Consider the following 19,372-nt stretch of genomic DNA (forward strand, 5'->3'; position numbering starts at 1 on the left):
CATTCCCCTCCATAAATTCACCTTCCAGCGTTGCAGAGCCTGCCCATGAGTTATCAGGTGTTAGCCCGTAAATGGCGACCACAAACCTTTGCTGACGTTGTCGGTCAGGAGCATGTGCTGACGGCCCTGGCGAACGGCTTGTCGCTAGGTCGCATCCATCACGCTTATCTTTTCTCCGGCACCCGCGGCGTCGGTAAGACCTCTATTGCCCGTTTGCTGGCAAAAGGTCTTAACTGCGAAACCGGGATCACCGCCACCCCCTGCGGCGTGTGTGATAACTGCCGGGAGATCGAGCAGGGGCGTTTTGTCGATCTGATCGAGATCGACGCCGCCTCACGCACCAAAGTTGAAGATACCCGCGACCTGCTGGACAACGTCCAGTACGCCCCGGCGCGCGGCCGCTTCAAGGTCTACCTGATCGATGAAGTGCACATGCTGTCCCGCCACAGCTTCAACGCCCTGCTGAAAACGCTGGAAGAGCCGCCTGCGCACGTGAAATTCCTGCTGGCGACCACCGATCCGCAAAAACTGCCGGTCACGATTTTATCGCGCTGTCTGCAGTTCCATCTGAAGGCGCTGGACGTTGAGCAGATCCGTACGCAGCTTGAGCACATTCTTGACGAAGAGAAGATTGTCCACGAACCGCGCGCCCTGCAACTGCTGGCCCGCGCCGCAGACGGCAGCCTGCGTGATGCGTTAAGCCTCACCGACCAGGCGATTGCCAGCGGTGACGGCAAGCTCTCGACTGACGCGGTCAGCACCATGCTCGGTACGCTGGATGACGATCAGGCGCTTTCGCTTATTGAGGCGATGATTGCCGCCAACGGTGAACGCGTAATGTCGCTGGTGAATGCCGCAGCCGCACGGGGTATTGAATGGGAAGGGCTGCTGGTTGAGATGCTTAGCCTGCTGCACCGCGTGGCAATGCTGCAGCTTTCTCCGTCGGCCATTGGTGCGGATATGGCCGCCATTGAACAGCGGATGCGTGAACTAGCCCGCACCGTGCCGCCTGCCGACGTGCAGCTCTACTACCAGACGCTGCTGATTGGCCGTAAAGAGTTACCGTTCGCGCCGGACCCGAGGATGGGCGTTGAAATGACGCTGCTGCGCGCGCTGGCGTTTCACCCGCGCATGCCGCTGCCGGAGCCTGAGGCGCCACGGCAGTCTTTCGCCCCGGTCGCCCCAACGGCGGTGATGTCGCCGCAGCAGGTACCGCCGCAGCCGACACCGCCGGCGCAGAACGTGCCGCTGTCGGATGCCACCAGTTCGGTGCTTGCCGCACGCAGCCAACTGCAGCGTGCCCAGGGAGTAACCAAACCAAAAAAGAGTGAACCGGCAGCGCCAGGAAGAGCGCGGCCGGTGAACAACGCCGCGCTTGAACGACTGGCCTCGGTAACGGAGCGCGTACAGTCGCGTCCGGCACCGTCCGCGCTCGAGCAGAAAGCCCCGGTGAAAGAAGAGGCTTACCGCTGGAAGGCGACCACCGTTGTCGAAACGGTCAAGGAAGTGGTTGCCACGCCGAAAGCGCTGAAAAAGGCGCTGGAGCATGAAAAAACGCCGGAGCTGGCCGCGAAGCTTGCCGAAGAGGCTATTGCGCGCGACGCCTGGGCCGCTGAGGTCAGCCAGCTTCAGTTGCCGAAGCTGGTCGAGCAGGTCGCGCTGAATGCCTGGAAAGAGCAGGACGGCAATCAGGTGCGTTTGCACCTGCGTCCGGGTCAACGCCACCTGAATTCACCCGGTGCGCAAAAGGCGCTGGCCGAGGCGCTGGCTGCTTTACAGGGTTCACCGGTTGAATTGACTATCATTGAAGATGATAATCCGGCGGTGAAAACGCCGCTGGAGTGGCGTCAGGCCATTTATGAAGAGAAGCTCGCGCAGGCGCGCGAGGCGATTATTGCGGATAACAACATTCAGACCCTGCGCCGGTTCTTCGACGCCGATCTGGATGAAGAGAGTATTCGCCCCATTTGATCGTGAGTCTGACTTACGGTTGTAATCCTTAAACGTGAAAGAAGAGAGATGCCTATGTTTGGTGGAAAAGGCGGTCTGGGTGGCCTGATGAAGCAGGCTCAGCAGATGCAGGAAAAAATGCAGAAGATGCAGGAAGAGATCGCTCAGCTGGAAGTCACGGGTGAATCCGGTGCCGGTCTGGTCAAAGTGACCATCAACGGTGCACATAACTGCCGTCGCGTTGAAATCGACCCGAGCCTGCTCGAAGACGACAAAGAGATGCTGGAAGATCTGGTTGCTGCCGCGTTTAACGATGCTGCGCGCCGTATCGACGAAACTCAGAAAGAGAAAATGGCCTCCGTTTCCAGCGGTATGCAACTGCCGCCTGGCTTCAAGATGCCATTCTGATGCAAACCAGTCCGCTGCTCACGCAGTTAATGGAAGCACTGCGCTGCCTGCCGGGCGTTGGCCCGAAGTCGGCGCAGCGCATGGCGTTTACGCTATTGCAGCGCGACCGCAGCGGCGGGATGCGCCTGGCGCAGGCTTTAACCCGCGCCATGTCAGAGATTGGTCACTGTGCGGATTGCCGTACCTTTACCGAGCAGGATGTTTGTAACATCTGCACGAACCCGCGTCGTCAGGAAAACGGTCAGATTTGCGTGGTGGAGAGTCCGGCGGACATCTACGCCATCGAACAAACCGGGCAGTTTTCCGGCCGCTATTTCGTGCTGATGGGGCATCTCTCCCCGCTGGACGGTATTGGCCCGGACGATATCGGTCTTGACCGCCTTGAACAGCGTCTTGAGTCCGAAACGATCAAAGAGGTGATCCTCGCCACCAACCCCACGGTGGAAGGAGAAGCTACTGCCAACTACATCGCTGAGCTGTGTGCGCAGTATGGCGTTGACGCCAGCCGCATCGCCCACGGCGTGCCGGTCGGCGGCGAGCTGGAGATGGTGGACGGCACCACGTTGTCCCACTCACTGGCAGGACGTCACAAGATTATTTTCTGACCAAACGGAGGCGGCGTTTGCCGCCTTCGCTTGAAAATTTCCCCCCTTATCCCCATCTCTCCCTCAACGTTTTAAAACCCCATTAAATGGCATTGTTGAGGTCGACATAGATGAAAGGACAAGAAACCCGCGGTTTCCAGTCAGAAGTAAAACAGCTTCTGCACCTGATGATCCATTCCCTGTATTCCAACAAAGAAATTTTTCTGCGTGAGCTGATTTCCAACGCCTCCGATGCGGCGGACAAGCTGCGCTTCCGCGCGCTGTCTAACCCGGATCTGTACGAAGGCGACGGTGAGCTGCGCGTGCGCGTCTCTTTCAATAAAGAGAACCGCACTCTGACTATCGCCGATAACGGCATCGGGATGAACCGCGACGAGGTGATCGACCACCTCGGGACCATCGCGAAATCCGGCACCAAAGCGTTCCTCGAGTCCATGGGCTCTGACCAGGCGAAAGACAGCCAGCTGATCGGTCAGTTCGGTGTGGGTTTCTACTCGGCGTTCATCGTGGCGGACAAAGTCACCGTGCGCACCCGCGCGGCGGGCGACAGCGCGGAGAATGGCGTGCTGTGGGAATCGAAAGGTGAAGGCGAATACACCGTTGATGACATCACCAAAGCGGATCGCGGGACCGAAATCACTCTGCACCTGCGTGAAGGGGAAGATGATTTCCTGAACGACTGGCGCGTACGCTCCATCATCAGCAAGTACTCCGATCACATCGCGCTGCCGGTTGAGATTGAAAAACAGGAAGAGAAAGACGGTGAAACCGTCGTTTCCTGGGAGAAAATCAACAAGGCGCAGGCGCTGTGGACGCGCAACAAGGCTGAAATCAAGGACGACGAATACAACGAGTTCTACAAGCATATCGCCCACGACTTTACCGACCCGCTGACCTGGAGCCACAACCGCGTAGAAGGTAAGCAGGAGTACACCAGCCTGCTGTACATCCCGGCGCAGGCGCCGTGGGACATGTGGAACCGCGATCACAAGCACGGCCTGAAGCTGTACGTGCAGCGCGTCTTCATCATGGACGATGCCGAGCAGTTCATGCCGAACTACCTGCGCTTTGTGCGCGGCCTGATAGATTCCAACGATCTGCCGCTGAACGTCTCCCGCGAAATTCTGCAGGACAGCACCGTCACCCGTAACTTGCGCAACGCCCTGACCAAACGTGCGCTGCAGATGCTGGAAAAACTGGCGAAAGACGATGCGGAAAAATATCAGACCTTCTGGAAACAGTTCGGTCTGGTGCTGAAAGAAGGCCCGGCTGAAGACATGGCGAACGTTGAAACCATCGCTAAACTGCTGCGCTTTGCCTCTACGCATACCGACTCCTCCGCGCAGACCGTGTCGCTGGAAGAGTACATCTCCCGCATGAAAGAAGGGCAGGAGAAGATCTACTACATCACTGCTGACAGCTACGCCGCGGCGAAGAGCAGCCCGCACCTGGAGCTGTTGCGCAAGAAAGGCATCGAAGTACTGCTGCTGTCCGACCGCATTGACGAATGGATGATGAACTACCTGACCGAGTTCGACGGTAAGGCGTTCCAGTCTGTTGCTAAGGCGGACGAGTCCATCGACAAGCTGGCAGATGAAGTTGATGAAAATGCGAAAGAAGCCGAGAAGGCGCTGGAGCCGTTCATTGAGCGCGTGAAAACGCTGCTGGGCGAGCGCGTAAAAGAGGTGCGTTTCACTCACCGTCTGACCGACACTCCGGCCATTGTCACCACCGATGCCGATGAAATGAGCACCCAGATGGCGAAGCTGTTCGCGGCTGCGGGCCAGGCGGTGCCGGAAGTGAAATATATTTTCGAGCTGAACCCGGATCATCCTCTGGTGAAACGCGCGGCGGATACCCAGGACGAAGCCCGCTTTGCCGAGTGGGTTGAACTCCTGCTGGATCAGTCCCTGCTGGCCGAACGCGGCACGCTGGAAGATCCTAACCTCTTCATTAAACGTGTGAATGCGCTGCTGCTGGCGTAACTGACCACGCCTCTCCTGGTCTTCTCCCTCTCCCTGAGGGAGAGGGCCAGGGTGAGGGCACCAGACCGCACTATCCCAAATTATCTCCCCCCATTAACCGTTTCAGCCTTCCTGCCTTCCTTGAGCGATGCCCGTTCTGGTGGTATTGTTTAGCGCTTTTGAAAAATTGAAACGACTTTTGAGGGGATTTTCGCAATGCGTATTATTCTGCTTGGCGCTCCGGGCGCGGGTAAAGGAACTCAGGCTCAGTTCATCATGGAGAAATACGGTATTCCGCAAATCTCCACCGGTGATATGCTGCGCGCCGCTGTTAAATCTGGCTCCGAGCTGGGTAAACAGGCGAAAGACATCATGGACGCAGGCAAGCTGGTGACCGACGAGCTGGTAATTGCTCTGGTCAAAGAGCGCATTGCTCAGGAAGACTGCCGTAACGGTTTCCTGCTGGACGGTTTCCCACGCACCATTCCTCAGGCTGACGCCATGAAAGAAGCGGGCATCAACGTGGACTACGTTCTGGAGTTCGACGTACCGGACGAGCTGATCGTTGACCGTATCGTTGGCCGTCGCGTACACGCTGCGTCTGGCCGCGTTTACCACATCAAATTCAACCCACCTAAGGTTGAAGGCAAAGACGACGTGACCGGCGAAGAGCTGACCACCCGTAAAGACGATCAGGAAGAGACCGTGCGTAAGCGCCTGGTGGAATACCATCAGATGACTGCGCCGCTGATCGGCTACTACACCAAAGAAGCGCAGGCGGGTAACACCAAATACGCGAAAGTTGACGGCACCAAAGCCGTGGCTGACGTGCGTGCTGAGCTGGAAAAAATCCTCGGCTAATCGCATCTCTCTCACCCGGGCCACCGGGTGAGAAAAATTCTCATCTTACCTATTACAGCAATGGGTTTCGTTTAAACGCATTTCCGCTACAATTGACAACCATTCAAATGGTTAAGAGGCGTGAATGAGTCAGGCGAAAACCGGCATCCTGCTTGCCAATCTGGGTACTCCAGAAGCACCTACATCAGACGCGGTAAAACGCTACCTGCGACAATTTTTAAGCGACACGCGCGTCGTGGATTTTCCGCGGCTGCTGTGGTGGCCGCTGCTGCGTGGCGTCATTCTGCCGATCCGTTCTCCGCGCGTCGCCAAACTCTATCAGTCCGTGTGGATGGAAGAGGGCTCGCCGCTGATGGTTTACAGCCGTCGCCAGGAAAAAGCGCTGGCTGCCCGCCTGCCGGAGATGCCCGTCGCGCTCGGCATGAGCTATGGCAAACCGTCCCTGGAAAGCGCGGTGGACTCGCTGCTGGCGCAGGGCGTGGACCATATCGTGGTGCTGGCGCTCTACCCGCAGTACTCCTGCTCGACGGTGGCCGCCGTCTGGGACGAGCTGGCCCGCATTCTGGCGACCCGCCGCCGCATTCCGGGCGTGACCTTTATTCGCGACTATGCGGATAACGAGCTGTACATCAAGGCGCTTGCCAACAGCGCGCGCGCGTCGTTTGAAAAACACGGCGAGCCGGATCTGCTGCTGCTCTCCTATCACGGCATCCCGCAGCGTTTCGCCAACGAAGGGGATGATTACCCGCAGCGCTGTCGCGATACCACCCGCGAACTGGTCTCCGCCCTTGGCCTGCCGCCGGAGAAGGTGATGATGACCTTCCAGTCGCGCTTCGGTCGCGAGCCGTGGCTGACACCGTACACCGATGAAACCCTCAAAATGCTCGGTGAGAAGGGCGTGAAGCATGTTCAGGTGATGTCGCCGGGCTTCTCGGCTGACTGCCTGGAAACGCTGGAGGAGATCGCGGTGCAAAACCGGGAATTTTTCCTTGAGGCTGGCGGTGAAAAGTACGAGTACATTCCGGCGCTTAACGATTCGCCAGAACATATCGACATGATGGTCTCGCTGGTGACGAACAGCCGCTGATCGCACTCCGGGCCGGGTTTGTGCTACCATTCCCGGCCCATATTCTTCGTACAGTTCAGACCATGAAATTTCCCGGTAAACGCAAATCCAAACACTACTTTCCCGTCGATGCCCGCGATCCGCTCCTGCAGCAAATCCAGCCTGAAAATGAAACCAGCGCGGCCTGGGTCGTCGGTATCGACCAGACGCTGGTGGACATTGAAGCGAAAGTGGATGATGAGTTTGTCGCCCGTTACGGTCTGAGCGCCGGTCACTCGCTGGTGATTGAAGATGACGTGGCCGAAGCGCTGTACCAGGAGCTGGTGCGCGAAAACCTGATTACCCATCAGTTCGCCGGTGGCACCATCGGGAATACTATGCACAACTACTCCGTGCTGGCTGACGACCGCTCTGTCCTGCTCGGCGTCATGTGCAGCAATATCGAAATCGGTGGCTACGCCTACCGTTATCTGTGCAACACCTCCAGCCGCACCGATCTGAACTATCTCCAGGGCGTTGACGGGCCGATTGGCCGCTGCTTTACGCTGATCGGCGAATCCGGTGAACGTACCTTTGCCATCAGCCCGGGCCACATGAATAAGCTGCGCGCGGAAAGCATTCCTGAAGAGGTGATCGCGGGCGCGTCGGCGCTGGTACTGACCTCCTATCTGGTGCGCTGCAAGCCGGGAGAGCCGATGCCGGAAGCCACCATGAAAGCCATTGAGTACGCCAAAAAGTACGATGTGCCGGTGGTGTTAACGCTGGGCACCAAATTCGTGATTGCCGATAACCCGGAGTGGTGGCAGGCGTTCCTGAAAGAGCACGTCTCGATTCTGGCGATGAACGAAGAAGAAGCCGAAGCGCTGACCGGTGAAAGCGATCCGCTGCTGGCATCTGATAAAGCGCTGGACTGGGTTGACCTGGTGCTCTGCACCGCCGGTCCTGTCGGGTTGTATATGGCGGGCTTCACGGAAGAAGAGAGTAAACGCAAAACCCAGCATCCGCTGCTACCGGGCGCGATTGCCGAGTTTAACCAGTATGAGTTCAGCCGCGGCATGCGTTACAAAGATTGCATTAACCCACTGCGGATCTACTCTCATATCGCGCCCTATATGGGCGGACCGGAGAAGATCATGAACACCAACGGCGCGGGCGACGGCGCGCTGGCGGCACTGCTGCATGACATTACCGCCAATGCTTACCACAAAACCAACGTACCCAATTCCAGCAAACATAAGTTCAACTGGCTGACCTACTCGTCGCTGGCGCAGGTGTGTAAATACGCGAACCGCGTCAGTTATCAGGTGCTAAACCAGCACTCGCCGCGCTTAACGCGCGGCCTGCCGGAACGGGAAGACAGCCTCGAAGAGGCGTACTGGGACAGGTAAAAGAAACCCCTCACCCTAACCCTCTCCCCATAGGGGAGAGGGAACTCTAACACCCTCTCCCCTATGGGGAGAGGGGTGGGTGAGGGGACCAGGCCGCACAACACTTAACCCGTCACCCCTTCTTCAACCGGCGGTTTCTCCAGCAGCGTCAGCATCGTATTCGCAATCTCGCGTTCGCCCATCACCACCTTATTCGCGCCGCGCTCGGTGATATATTCCACCTCGTCGTCATAATGCGCCCGGGCGATAATCTCCATATTGGGGCACTTCTCGCGCGCCGAGGCGACAATCTCGCCCGCTTCATAGCCGTTGGGTATGGTCAGCAGCAGCCAGCGGGCGCAGTCCAGATGCGCCAGGTTCATGATCTCTTCGTTCGCCGCATTGCCCAGCACCGCCCGAATGCCGCGCTCGCGCAGCTCGTCGACGCGGGTACGCGAGGTTTCAATCACCACCAGCGGAATACCCTGCGCCATCAGCTTCTCGCCAAGCAGGCTTCCCACGCGGCCAAAGCCGACCAGCAGGGCGTGGTTGCAAATATCCACCGGGATCTGCTTCTCTTCTTCGATGGCCTCTTCAAGGGTCTGCTCTTCCAGGGTTTCGGTTTTATCGAGGTATTTTTCCAGCAGGGCAAACAGCACCGGGTTCAGCATAATCGACAGAATGGCACCCGCCAGCACCAGGTTCTGCCCGGCCTGTGGCAGCAGATTCAGGGCCATGCCCAGACCGGCGAGAATAAAGGCGAACTCACCAATCTGCGCCAGGCTGGCGGCGATGGTCAGTGCCGTACGCGGCGAGTGGCCAAACATCCGCACCAGGAAGAAGGCGGCGAGGGACTTACCAAAGATAATGATCGCCAGCGTGCCCAGCACGGCCAGCGGCTGCTGGATCAGAATAAGCGGGTCAAACAACATCCCGACGGAGACGAAGAACAGCACGGCGAAGGCGTCGCGCAGCGGCAGGGTATCGTGCGCCGCGCGGTGGCTCAGCTCGGATTCGTTCAGCACCATCCCGGCGAAGAAGGCGCCCAGGGCAAAGGAGACGTCAAACAGCTCAACGGCACCAAAAGCGATGCCCAGCGCCAGCGCCAGCACGGAGAGGGTAAACAGCTCGCGTGAGCCGGTTGCCGCGCTGCGGGACATGATCCACGGGACCAGACGGCGGCCCACCAGCATCATGATGGCGATAAACGCCACCACTTTCCCGATGGTGATACTCATATCCAGCGCCAGTGACGCGAAGCCGATATTGTCTTTTTCCATCATGCCAGCCACGGCAGGCAGCAGCACCAGCGTCAGGACCATCACCAGGTCTTCAACAATCAGCCAGCCTATCGCGATTTGCCCACGCTGGCTGTCTATCAGCTGTCTCTCTTCAAGCGCACGCAGCAGCACCACGGTACTGGCGGTCGAGAGACACAGCCCAAATACGATGCCGGTCATCAACGACCAGCCCAGCACAGCCGAAAGTGCCATCCCCAGCAGCGTCGCCACCCCTATCTGGGCGATCGCTCCCGGTATGGCAATCGACTTTACCGCCATCAAATCCTTCAGGGAGAAATGCAGACCGACGCCAAACATCAGCAGAATCACGCCCAATTCCGCCAGCTCAGGGGCCAGTTTGGTATCCGCCACGAACCCTGGCGTAAACGGCCCGGCCAGGACGCCCGCTAACAGATAGCCGACAAGAGGAGAAATACGCAGTTTATTGGCAATCATGCCGAGGATAAAAGCGAGCACAAGTCCACCAACAATGGTGGTGATAAGCGGTGTGGCGTGGTGCATTCCGTCTCCTTTCGTTGTGGGTGATCCTTTTTGGTGAAAAACCAAAAACCGAGTAATAGTTTATGACAATTTTTACCCTTATGTTTATGAATAATTGTTGAAGTTTGAATAAAACAGCAATAAGCACCAAAAAAAGCGCATTTTGCTAAATTCAGCGAGGGGAAGTAGAGGAAACCCTTATGGCATCAGGGGGACAGGCAGCCAAAGACAAACTTTGGCTACCCTTTACTTACGCTTTGTGGCGGTTATCAGGCAGGAATATGGTCAACATCCCAAGAAGTGGCAGGAAAGCGCAGATTTTATAAACCAGGAAGATGCTGGTGTGATCCGCAACCATCCCCAATACCGCGGCGCCAAGGCCTCCCATACCGAAGGCGAAACCGAAAAAGAGTCCGGAAACCATACCGATACGTCCAGGCAGCAGCTCCTGCGCGTAGACCAGAATGGCGGAAAACGCGGAGGCGAGGATAAAACCAATGATCACGGTTAAAATCCCCGTCCATTCAAGGCTGGCGTACGGCAAAATGAGGGTAAAGGGCGCTACGCCGAGGATAGAGCCCCAAATAACATATTTACGCCCAATCTTATCCCCTACAGGCCCGCCAATGACCGTGCCGGCGGCGACGGCAAACAGGAAGGCAAAGAGGTGAATCTGCGCGTTTTGTACCGATAATCCGAATTTTTGCATCAGATAAAAGGTGTAATAGCTGCTGATGCTCGCCATATAGAAGTATTTCGAGAAAATCAGGACCAGCAGGACGGCCACCGCCAGGATAACCTTATTGCGAGGAAGGGGATTGATAACCTTCGCTTTAGGTTTTCCTTTATTCACCCGATGCTGAGCGGCATACCAGCGACTGATCTGCGCCAGCACAATAATCGCCAGCAGTGCGGCCAGGACGAACCAGGCCACATTGCCTTTACCGTAAGGGGCAATAATCACCGCGGCCAGCAGCGGGCCGAGGGAGCTACCAAAGTTGCCGCCCACCTGAAAGAGAGACTGCGCCAGACCGTGACGCCCCCCGGAGGCCATACGCGCCACGCGCGAGGACTCTGGATGGAAAACGGACGAGCCGGTACCCACCAGCGCGGCTGCAATCAGCACGGCTTCAAAGCTTCCGGCCATGGCCAACAGCACCAGTCCGCTTAAGGTAAAGCACATGCCGATCGGCAGCGACCACGGCATCGGGTATTTATCCGTCCAGTAGCCCACCACCGGCTGCAGCAGTGAGGAAGCCAGCTGGAAGGTCAGGGTGATCATCCCGATCTGCACGAAGGTGAGGGAGAACTCGGACTGCAGCAGCGGATAAATGGCCAGAATCAACGACTGGATCATGTCGTTGAGCAGATGCGAGAGACTGATTGCGCCTAATACTTTAAAGGAGGTGCGCGACGCCGGTGCGCCCGGAACGGGCTGGGTTGATTCACTGATTGCCATAGAGAGAATTACCACGTCTTGAGTTATTAGCGATGCAGGGTGTAATTATTATCCAACTAACATACCCGCCCGGGACCTTTGAAGAAAGTCGCAATTCTGAAAACTTATTTGTCTATTCTTATTAGTCACTGTAATTTCTGCCTTTGTCTATTGGTCAGGGAGAGAGAAGATGAAGTTAATGAAGCGGGGCGTCGCGCTGGCGCTGATTGCCGCCTGGGGTCTGGTAAGCCTGCCCGCGCAGGCGTATGAAAAAGACAAAACCTATAAAATCACCATTCTGCATACCAACGATCACCACGGTCATTTCTGGCGCAGTGAATACGGCGAATATGGCCTGTCGGCACAAAAAACGCTGGTGGACGGCATTCGTAAAGAGGTGGCAGCCCAGGGCGGCAGCGTACTGTTACTGTCAGGAGGCGATATCAATACCGGCGTGCCGGAATCCGATTTACAGGATGCCGAGCCCGATTTCCGCGGTATGAACCTGATTGGCTACGACGCGATGGCCGTCGGTAACCATGAGTTTGATAATCCGCTGAGCGTGCTGCGTCAGCAGGAAAAATGGGCCAAATTCCCTTTCCTTTCCGCCAATATTTACCAGAAAAGTACCGGAGAACGCCTGTTCAAGCCCTGGGCGCTGTTTAAGCGTCAGGATCTGAAGATCGCGGTCATTGGTTTAACCACCGACGATACGGCGAAAATTGGCAACCCTGAGTTCTTTACCGATATCGAATTCCGCAAACCGGCGGACGAAGCGAAGCTGGTGATTCAGGAGCTGCAGCAAAACGAAAAGCCGGACGTGATTATCGCCACCACCCACATGGGGCACTACGACAACGGTGAGCACGGCTCTAACGCACCGGGTGACGTGGAGATGGCGCGCAGCCTGCCTGCGGGCTCGCTGGCGATGATTGTGGGTGGTCACTCACAGGATCCGGTGTGTATGGCCTCGGAGAACAAAAAGCAGGTGGATTACGTGCCGGGTACGCCGTGCGCGCCAGACCGTCAGAACGGTATCTGGATTGTGCAGGCGCACGAGTGGGGCAAATACGTGGGCCGGGCGGACTTCGAGTTCCGTAACGGTGAGATGAAGCTGGTGCATTATCAGCTCATTCCGGTCAACCTGAAGAAAAAGGTCACCTACCCGGACGGGAAAAGTGAGCGCGTACTATACACGCCAGAGATCGCCGAAAACCAGCAAATGCTCTCCCTGCTGACGCCGTTCCAGAACAAAGGTAAGGCACAGCTGGATGTGAAAATCGGCACGCTGAACGGGCGTCTGGAAGGGGACCGCAGTAAAGTTCGCTTCGTGCAGACCAACATGGGTCACCTGGTACTGGCGGCGCAAATGGCGCGTACCGGCGCTGACTTCGGCGTGATGAGCGGCGGCGGCATTCGTGACTCTATCGAAGGCGGCAACATCACCTATAAAGACGTCCTGAAGGTGCAGCCGTTCGGTAACGTGGTGGTCTATGCCGATATGAGCGGGAAAGAGGTCATTGACTATCTGACCGCTGTGGCGCAGATGAAACCGGATTCCGGGGCCTATCCGCAGTTTGCCAACGTCAGCTTTGTGGCGAAAGACGGCAAGCTTAACGATCTTAAGATTAAAGGTGAACCGGTCGATCCTGGCAAAACCTACCGTCTGGCGACTCTGAGTTTTAACGCCACTGGCGGCGACGGTTATCCGCATATTGATAATAAACCGGGCTACGTGAATACCGGCTTTATTGATGCGGAAGTGCTGAAGCAGTTCATCGAGCAGAATTCACCGATAGACGTGAATGCGTATGAGCCGAAAGGTGAGGTGAGCTGGCAGTAGTGTTGTGCGGCCTGATGCCCTCACCCCAACCCTCTCCCACCGGGAGAGGGCGCGAACACAAAAAACGGTAACGCCTGTTACCGTTTTGCTTTTACCTCGAAGCCGCCACCCGGCAAATTTCTCAATCCCGGCGTGCAATATCCGCAAACTTCGCGTCCAGCATTTTCGCCAGATCGTCCGCGGCCAGCTCAATATCCAGCCCGCGTTTGCCGCCGGATATAAAGATAGTGTCAAATTCCTGTGAAGGGGCATCAATCAGCGTCGGCAACCGTTTTTTCTGCCCGAGCGGGCTGATCCCACCCACCAGGTAGCCCGTGGAGCGTTGCGCAACCATCGGGTCGGCCATATCCACCTTCTTCGCCCCCAGGGCTTTGGCGACTTTCTTCAGATCCAGCTGTCCCGCCACCGGCGTAACCGCGACGGCGAGATGCTTCATGTCGCCATTCACCGCAACCAGCAGCGTTTTATAAACCTGGTCCGCGTTCAGACCCAGCTTGCGCACCACTTCATCACCAAAGTTGGTCTCATTCGGATCGTGATCGTAAGTGTGGATCCGGAAAGAAATGTTGTTTTTTTCGAGTAATTTAACGGCGGGAGTCATAGCTATCCTTCTTACGACAGACAAATCATGCCATCAGCATACGCCTGACGTTTGTCTAAAAAATAGCACCATCTTGCGCAATAGTATTGGCAGTGATGGTCACTTTGAGCGACAATCGGCTCAACCGAAGGTCTCCTTCGGCATAATAAAAACGATGAAATTCCTCTTTGACGGGCCAATAGAAATATTGGCCATTTTTTTATTTCAGCAGCGACGGCAAATTCCCTTCTCCGTATAAATGTAACGCCCCGACCGCCACCACATAATGCCCCGCAGGTAGCGCATGCAGCGTCTGTCGCCAGGCCTGGTTGCGCGCATTCATCAGCACATCGTATAACGATTCGCTGAAGGTCGACGGTAAAGCCAGCTTACCCTCCGCAGGCGGCGCGTCCAGCCACCAGCCAATCATGGTTTGCAGCAGCCGCGCGTTGGTGTGCCAGTGGGTCAGCGTATCATCCAGCAGCATACGGCCGTCATCGGGCAGCTGTCGCAGGAGCGCAATCTGGCTGTCGGTCCCTTCCAGTTCGATGATGGGCAGACTGCGCGCCCTGGCCACATTCAGCAGCTGGTAATCAATGCCGTAATCACCGCGCAGACCCAGACGCTGCGCCTGCGTGGCCTGCAGCACCATCGCAATTTGCCACAGCGGCAGGGTGTCAATCATGGAAAGCGAGACGCCCGTTTCATCCGCCACGCGCGTCAGCTCCGCAAGCTGGGTTTCATCCAGACGTTCCGCGAGCGTGAGATCGCTCTCCAGGCCAGCGAACGGCGACTCATGGCCGGAGATGTCCGCCTCAACGACCAGTGCGTCGGCGTGTTTCAGCAGCTTGATCAGGCCGGGCGGCAGGGGAGACATATCCTGCGTACCCATATGAATGCTGCCTACCAGATGCAGGTGTTGCCCGCCGGGGAGAGAGATATCCAGACCCGGCCAGGCGTAACGGCGAGGAAAGAGGGCGCGAAACGATGTTTTTATACGATTAAACAGACCCATACGCGCTCCATGAATGGAAAGGGTCATGCTAGCGCGTACGAGTACAAGGTTCAATCCTTCGGTTTAAAGCGCAGCAGCCGGTTGGCGTTGCTCACCACGGTGATGGAGGAGAGCGCCATCGCCGCACCTGCGACCACCGGGTTTAGCAGCGTGCCGGTCAGCGGCCATAAAATGCCGGCCGCAATCGGGATACCGAGGGTGTTATAGATAAACGCCCCCAGCAGGTTCTGCTTCATGTTGCGCAACGTGGCTTTTGAAATGGCCAGCGCATCGGCAACGCCCATCAGGCTATGGCGCATCAGCGTAATGGCGGCGGTTTCAATGGCCACGTCGCTCCCACCCCCCATGGCAATCCCCACGTCCGCCTGGGCCAGCGCCGGGGCATCGTTGATGCCGTCGCCGACCATCGCCACCTGACGGCCCTGACGCTGCAGGTTCTTAATCGCATCCGCTTTGCCGTCCGGCAGGACGCCCGCAATGACCTCATCAATACCTGCTTCTTTCGCGATGGCGTTGGCTGTGGTCGGATTGTCCCCGGTCAGCATGACCAGGCGGTAGCCCGCGCGATGCAGGCGCTGCAAGGCGTCAACGCTATCCTGACGAAGCGGATCGCGCACGGCCAGCAGCGCGGCGGCCTGGCCATCGACCGCAAGCAGAACCGGCGTGGCGCCCTGAGACGCCTGCGCTTTCAGCTCGCTTTCCAGCGCGGAGGTATCAATACCGTTGTCATTAAGCAATGCCTGGTTGCCCAGCAGCAGCGCGTGGCCTTCGGCTTCACCGCTGACGCCCAGCCCGCGCAGGGTACGGAAGTTGCTGACCTGCGGCAGGGCAGATGCATTCGCTTTATCAAGGATGGCGCGCGCCAGCGGATGGCTGGAGCCTTGCTCCAGCGCCGCGGCAAGCCGCAGCGCGTCCGCTTCGGCAATGCCTGCGGTCGTGACGGCCACTACCTGCGGTTTGCCTTCGGTCAGCGTGCCGGTTTTATCAAACACCAGCGTGTCCAGGGTGCTGGCCCGCTGTAGCGCGTCTGCATCCCGCACCAGCACGCCAAACTCGGCGGCGCGGCCTACGCCGGAGATAATCGACATCGGCGTCGCCAGGCCAAGGGCGCAAGGACAGGCGATAATCAGCACCGTGGTGGCAATCACCAGGGTATACACAATCTGCGGCGCCGGGCCGAAGATATACCAGATCGCCGCGCTCAACAGGGCAATACCGACCACCACCGGCACAAAAATGGCGGAAATTCTGTCAGCGAGCTGGCCAATCTCCGGCTTACTGCTCTGCGCCTGGCGCACCATGCGAATAATGCGCGACAGCGTGGTGTGGCTGCCGACGGCGCTGGCGGTGAACAGCACGCTGCCGTCCTGTACCACCGTACCGGCATGAACGGCGTCACCGTCTGATTTCTGTTGGGGAATCGGCTCGCCGGTCAGCATCGCTTCATCCAGCCAGGCTTCGCCCTGCGTTATCTTACCGTCAACGGGAACACGATCGCCCGTGGTCAGACGCAGCGTCATGCCGGGCTGAACCTCGGCCAGCGGGACGCTCTTTTCCCCGTCGTCCGTGACCACGCGCGCGGTTGGCGGGGTTAAATCGAGCAACCTTTCCAGCGCTTTCGAGGAGCGCTGGCGGGCGCGGGCTTCAAGCATATGGCCTAAGTTAATCAGACCGATGATCATCGCGCTGGCTTCATAATAGAGATGCCGCGCTTCCATCGGGAACCACTGGGGCCAGACGTTCACGCTCATGGAGTAGAGCCACGCCGCACCCGTGCCGAGCGCAACCAGCGTATCCATCGTCGCGGTGCGGTTTTTCAGGCTCTTCCAGGCGCTGGTATAGAAATGACCGCCCGCGAAGACCATCACGCCCAGGGTAATAAGACCAATGACCAGCCACAGCGTGCGGTTGTCGTCGGTGACCATCATGTTGTCGCCGAGCATCCCCCACACCATCACCGGAATACCCACCAGCAGGGCGACAATCGCCTGCCAGCGGAAGCGCTTCATGGTGGCAATTGCCGTTTCCTGCTGGCGCTCGCGGCGTTCGGCATCATCTTCGATGGCCTCTGCGCCGTAGCCCGCTTTTTCAACGGCCTGAACTAAATCTGCTGCGGAGGCGCTGCCCATCACCAGCGCAGTGCGCTCCGCGAGGTTGACCCGTGCCTGGGCGACGCCCGGTACCGCCTGCAGGGCGTTTTGTACCCGGGAGACGCAGCTGGCGCAGCTCATGCCGTTGATCAGCAGCTGTTGGCTGTCATCAATATCATCAGCTGCCGGAAGCTCAGGAGTGGCCGCTGTCAGTGCTTCCGACGGGGATGATGACTCTGCCAGCGGTTTAGCCTTTGGGTGGCTCAGCTCCGCCCCATAGCCGGCCTGCCTGATGGTATCGATCAGCGCATCCGCGCTGGCGCTGCCGGTGACGGCGGCATGATCGATAGTGACTTCAGCGCTTTCAACATCGGGGCGCTGTTCAAGGCTTTCTTTTACGCGTTTGACGCAGTGGCCGCAGGAGAGGCCATCCAGCGTCAGGTCGATAGTGTGAGACATAGTAAAACTCCCGTATAATGATCTGGTCAGTTGTTGACCGATATCGTGCTTTTTACTGACTGTTATGAAGGTTAAACCTTCCATCAAGGGGAAGGTCAAGGGGGAAATGTGAATATCAGCGATGTGGCGAAAAAAACCGGTTTAACCAGCAAAGCGATTCGCTTTTATGAAGAGAAGGGGCTGGTGACGCCGCCGCTTCGCAGTGAAAACGGCTATCGCAGCTACACGCAGCTGCATCTGGATGAACTGACGTTACTGCGCCAGGCAAGGCAGGTCGGGTTTAATCTGGAAGAGTGCGGTGAGCTGGTTAACCTGTTTAACGATCCAAAGCGTCACAGCGCAGACGTGAAAAAACGCACCCTGGAAAAAGTGGCCGAGATTGAACGCCATATCATTGAGCTACAGGCGATGCGCGAACAGCTGCTACAGCTCGCGGAATCCTGTCCGGGGGATGACAGCGCCGACTGCCCGATTATCGATAATCTTGCCGGCTGCTGCCATCGTAAGACCTCTGCTTAGCAGGCTTTAATCCGCAGGGTAATGCCTTGCACCGCAATGACCTCAACCCGCGTGCCGGCGCTGAGGTCTTCGTCGGCGACCACCGGCCACGAGCTGTCGCCCACGCGCATATGCCCACGTCCGTTCACCAGCGCGGTATCAAGCGTAAAACGCTGGCCGACAATCTGCTGTCCGCGCTGGTTGAGATGCGCGTCCACCGGTTTCTGCTCGTTAACCTGTCGGTTAAGCCAGCGCCACCACAGCCACGCGGCCACCAGCGTCAGCACGGCAAATAATGCCCCCTGCCACGCCCAGTCAAGCGGCAGAAGCCAGACGAGCAGCCCGGTAATGACCGCGGCGACACCGCTCCACAGCAGGTAGCCATTGCCGCCCAGCATCTCCGCGGCCAGCAATAACCCTCCAAGGCTTAACCAGAAAGCGTGAGGATGTGCGACGATGAGCTCAATCATTTTTTACGCTCGTTCCCGCTGTCTTTGATCAGTTCAGCAATCCCGGCGATAGAGCCCATCAGGCTGCTGGCATCCAGCGGCATCATCACCACTTTGCTGTTATTGGCGGAGCCGATCTCTTTCAGCGCATCGGTATATTTCTGCGCGACGAAGTAGTTCACCGCCTGGATATCACCGGCGGCAATCGCCTCGGACACCATTTGCGTCGCGCGGGCTTCCGCTTCGGCGGAACGTTCACGCGCTTCTGCCTGTAAAAATGCGGACTGACGATCGCCTTCCGCTTTCAGGATCTGCGACTGTTTTTCCCCTTCTGCCTTCAGGATCTCAGCCTGACGTACCCCTTCCGCTTCCAGAATGTAGGCTCGTTTGGTTCGCTCAGCCTTCATCTGCGCGTTCATGGAGGCGATCAGTTCCGCAGGCGGTCGCACATCGCGGATCTCGATGCGGGTCACTTTAATGCCCCACGGGTTCGTCGCTTCATCAACAATGTGCAGCAAGCGGGTATTGATGCTGTCGCGCTGGGAGAGCATTTCATCCAGCTCCATCGAGCCGAGCACGGTACGGATGTTGGTCATCGTCAGGTTGACGATCGCCAGCTCCAGGTTGCTCACCTCATACGCTGCTTTTGGCGCATCAATCACCTGAATAAAGCAGACGGCGTCAATGGTGACGTTGGCGTTATCCTTCGAGATCACTTCCTGGGAAGGAATATCCAGAACCTGTTCCATCATGTTGATCTTACGGCCAATCCGGTCCATGAACGGGACAATCAGGCTTAGTCCAGGCTGGAGCGTGTTGGTATAACGACCGAAACGCTCGACGGTCCACTGATAACCCTGAGGAACAATTTTGACGCCTGCGCCCACAATAACCAGCGCAACGAAAATAAGGACTGGAACAACAATAAGCATAAAAACCTCCTGTTTTGCATGCCGTGATGAGAGAACGTGTGTGTTTATTGCTCATAAGTATATCGG

General features: G+C 57.6%; 16 protein-coding genes and 1 other annotated feature. Of the genes, 9 read left to right on the plus strand and 7 right to left on the minus strand.

What is annotated here, in order from left to right; all coding sequences use genetic code 11:
- Positions 1-45: 45 nt before the first annotated feature.
- The 7 genes from dnaX (at position 46) to SP99_RS05135 (ending at position 8,242) form a co-directional block, all read left to right on the plus strand.
- The gene (gene dnaX, locus SP99_RS05105) at positions 46-1,971 is read left to right on the plus strand and encodes a DNA polymerase III subunit gamma/tau (protein WP_047957906.1); all 1,926 of its coding nucleotides are present in this window, start codon (positions 46-48) and stop codon (positions 1,969-1,971) included.
- Positions 1,301-1,365, plus strand: a sequence feature (DnaX frameshifting element). Its footprint overlaps the gene before it by 65 nt.
- Positions 1,972-2,025: 54 nt before the next feature.
- On the plus strand, positions 2,026-2,358 hold the full coding sequence (locus tag SP99_RS05110; RefSeq protein WP_003858972.1) for a YbaB/EbfC family nucleoid-associated protein: 333 nt from the start codon (positions 2,026-2,028) through the stop codon (positions 2,356-2,358).
- Positions 2,358-2,963, plus strand: a complete 606-nt coding sequence (recR, locus tag SP99_RS05115; RefSeq protein ID WP_006809843.1) for a recombination mediator RecR — start codon at positions 2,358-2,360, stop codon at positions 2,961-2,963. The genes SP99_RS05110 and recR overlap by 1 nt, the downstream gene beginning before the upstream one ends.
- Before the next feature lie 110 nt (positions 2,964-3,073).
- Complete coding sequence (gene htpG / locus SP99_RS05120; protein WP_047957907.1) at positions 3,074-4,948, plus strand: molecular chaperone HtpG; 1,875 nt, start codon at positions 3,074-3,076, stop codon at positions 4,946-4,948.
- 195 nt (positions 4,949-5,143) lie between these two features.
- Positions 5,144-5,788, plus strand: coding sequence for an adenylate kinase (gene adk / locus SP99_RS05125; protein WP_006809841.1), 645 nt, complete (start codon positions 5,144-5,146; stop codon positions 5,786-5,788).
- Positions 5,789-5,912: 124 nt separating this feature from the next.
- The gene (gene hemH / locus SP99_RS05130; protein WP_025756144.1) at positions 5,913-6,875 is read left to right on the plus strand and encodes a ferrochelatase; all 963 of its coding nucleotides are present in this window, start codon (positions 5,913-5,915) and stop codon (positions 6,873-6,875) included.
- A 62-nt stretch (positions 6,876-6,937) separates the two neighbouring features.
- Positions 6,938-8,242, plus strand: a complete 1,305-nt coding sequence (locus tag SP99_RS05135) for an inosine/guanosine kinase (RefSeq protein WP_025756143.1) — start codon at positions 6,938-6,940, stop codon at positions 8,240-8,242.
- Between the two features lie 104 nt (positions 8,243-8,346).
- Here the strand turns inward: SP99_RS05135 and ybaL are convergent, their stop codons facing one another.
- Positions 8,347-10,023, minus strand: a complete 1,677-nt coding sequence (gene ybaL / locus SP99_RS05140; protein WP_047957908.1) for a YbaL family putative K(+) efflux transporter — start codon at positions 10,021-10,023, stop codon at positions 8,347-8,349.
- 229 nt (positions 10,024-10,252) lie between these two features.
- Positions 10,253-11,461 carry an MFS transporter gene (locus tag SP99_RS05145; protein WP_021241625.1) on the minus strand — a complete coding sequence of 403 codons (1,209 nt, stop codon included), beginning with the start codon at positions 11,459-11,461 and terminating at the stop codon, positions 10,253-10,255.
- Positions 11,462-11,630: 169 nt separating this feature from the next.
- Here SP99_RS05145 and ushA point away from each other — a divergent pair, with 169 nt between their 5' ends.
- Entirely contained in the window at positions 11,631-13,283 is a 1,653-nt protein-coding gene (ushA, locus tag SP99_RS05150; protein ID WP_045286620.1) for a bifunctional UDP-sugar hydrolase/5'-nucleotidase UshA, read from the plus strand.
- 121 nt (positions 13,284-13,404) lie between these two features.
- Here ushA and ybaK read toward each other — a convergent pair whose 3' ends face one another.
- The 3 genes from ybaK to copA all read right to left on the minus strand — a co-directional run bounded on the left by ybaK (position 13,405) and on the right by copA (position 17,427).
- Positions 13,405-13,884, minus strand: coding sequence for a Cys-tRNA(Pro)/Cys-tRNA(Cys) deacylase YbaK (gene ybaK / locus SP99_RS05155; protein ID WP_047957909.1), 480 nt, complete (start codon positions 13,882-13,884; stop codon positions 13,405-13,407).
- Positions 13,885-14,083: 199 nt separating this feature from the next.
- Positions 14,084-14,878, minus strand: a complete 795-nt coding sequence (locus SP99_RS05160; RefSeq protein ID WP_045286622.1) for a TraB/GumN family protein — start codon at positions 14,876-14,878, stop codon at positions 14,084-14,086.
- A gap of 50 nt (positions 14,879-14,928) precedes the next feature.
- Positions 14,929-17,427, minus strand: a complete 2,499-nt coding sequence (gene copA, locus SP99_RS05165; RefSeq protein ID WP_047957910.1) for a copper-exporting P-type ATPase CopA — start codon at positions 17,425-17,427, stop codon at positions 14,929-14,931.
- 108 nt (positions 17,428-17,535) lie between these two features.
- On the opposite strand from copA, the gene cueR reads away from it, so the two are divergent.
- Positions 17,536-17,946, plus strand: a complete 411-nt coding sequence (gene cueR / locus SP99_RS05170) for a Cu(I)-responsive transcriptional regulator (RefSeq protein WP_025756136.1) — start codon at positions 17,536-17,538, stop codon at positions 17,944-17,946.
- Here cueR and SP99_RS05175 read toward each other — a convergent pair.
- Together SP99_RS05175 and SP99_RS05180 are read right to left on the minus strand one after the other, a co-directional pair.
- Entirely contained in the window at positions 17,943-18,395 is a 453-nt protein-coding gene (locus SP99_RS05175) for an NfeD family protein (RefSeq protein ID WP_025756135.1), read from the minus strand. The genes cueR and SP99_RS05175 overlap by 4 nt on opposite strands.
- A complete protein-coding gene (locus SP99_RS05180) occupies positions 18,392-19,306 on the minus strand; it encodes an SPFH domain-containing protein (RefSeq protein ID WP_008499312.1) in 915 nt (304 codons plus the stop codon). The genes SP99_RS05175 and SP99_RS05180 overlap by 4 nt, the downstream gene beginning before the upstream one ends.
- Positions 19,307-19,372 lie beyond the last annotated feature (66 nt).

The sequence above is a fragment of the Enterobacter sp. BIDMC92 genome, assembly GCF_001030225.1.
Taxonomy (GTDB): Bacteria; Pseudomonadota; Gammaproteobacteria; order Enterobacterales; family Enterobacteriaceae; genus Enterobacter; species Enterobacter sichuanensis.

What these genes read in the sequence shown, in the direction of transcription:
- dnaX (WP_047957906.1), top strand. Translation starts at nt 46, where the DNA reads ATGAGTTATCAGGTGTTAGCCCGTAAATGGCGACCACAAACCTTTGCT.
- SP99_RS05110 (WP_003858972.1), top strand. Translation starts at nt 2,026, where the DNA reads ATGTTTGGTGGAAAAGGCGGTCTGGGTGGCCTGATGAAGCAGGCTCAG.
- recR (WP_006809843.1), top strand. Translation starts at nt 2,358, where the DNA reads ATGCAAACCAGTCCGCTGCTCACGCAGTTAATGGAAGCACTGCGCTGC.
- htpG (WP_047957907.1), top strand. Translation starts at nt 3,074, where the DNA reads ATGAAAGGACAAGAAACCCGCGGTTTCCAGTCAGAAGTAAAACAGCTT.
- adk (WP_006809841.1), top strand. Translation starts at nt 5,144, where the DNA reads ATGCGTATTATTCTGCTTGGCGCTCCGGGCGCGGGTAAAGGAACTCAG.
- hemH (WP_025756144.1), top strand. Translation starts at nt 5,913, where the DNA reads ATGAGTCAGGCGAAAACCGGCATCCTGCTTGCCAATCTGGGTACTCCA.
- SP99_RS05135 (WP_025756143.1), top strand. Translation starts at nt 6,938, where the DNA reads ATGAAATTTCCCGGTAAACGCAAATCCAAACACTACTTTCCCGTCGAT.
- ybaL (WP_047957908.1), bottom strand. Translation starts at nt 10,023, where the DNA reads ATGCACCACGCCACACCGCTTATCACCACCATTGTTGGTGGACTTGTG.
- SP99_RS05145 (WP_021241625.1), bottom strand. Translation starts at nt 11,461, where the DNA reads ATGGCAATCAGTGAATCAACCCAGCCCGTTCCGGGCGCACCGGCGTCG.
- ushA (WP_045286620.1), top strand. Translation starts at nt 11,631, where the DNA reads ATGAAGTTAATGAAGCGGGGCGTCGCGCTGGCGCTGATTGCCGCCTGG.
- ybaK (WP_047957909.1), bottom strand. Translation starts at nt 13,884, where the DNA reads ATGACTCCCGCCGTTAAATTACTCGAAAAAAACAACATTTCTTTCCGG.
- SP99_RS05160 (WP_045286622.1), bottom strand. Translation starts at nt 14,878, where the DNA reads ATGGGTCTGTTTAATCGTATAAAAACATCGTTTCGCGCCCTCTTTCCT.
- copA (WP_047957910.1), bottom strand. Translation starts at nt 17,427, where the DNA reads ATGTCTCACACTATCGACCTGACGCTGGATGGCCTCTCCTGCGGCCAC.
- SP99_RS05175 (WP_025756135.1), bottom strand. Translation starts at nt 18,395, where the DNA reads ATGATTGAGCTCATCGTCGCACATCCTCACGCTTTCTGGTTAAGCCTT.
- SP99_RS05180 (WP_008499312.1), bottom strand. Translation starts at nt 19,306, where the DNA reads ATGCTTATTGTTGTTCCAGTCCTTATTTTCGTTGCGCTGGTTATTGTG.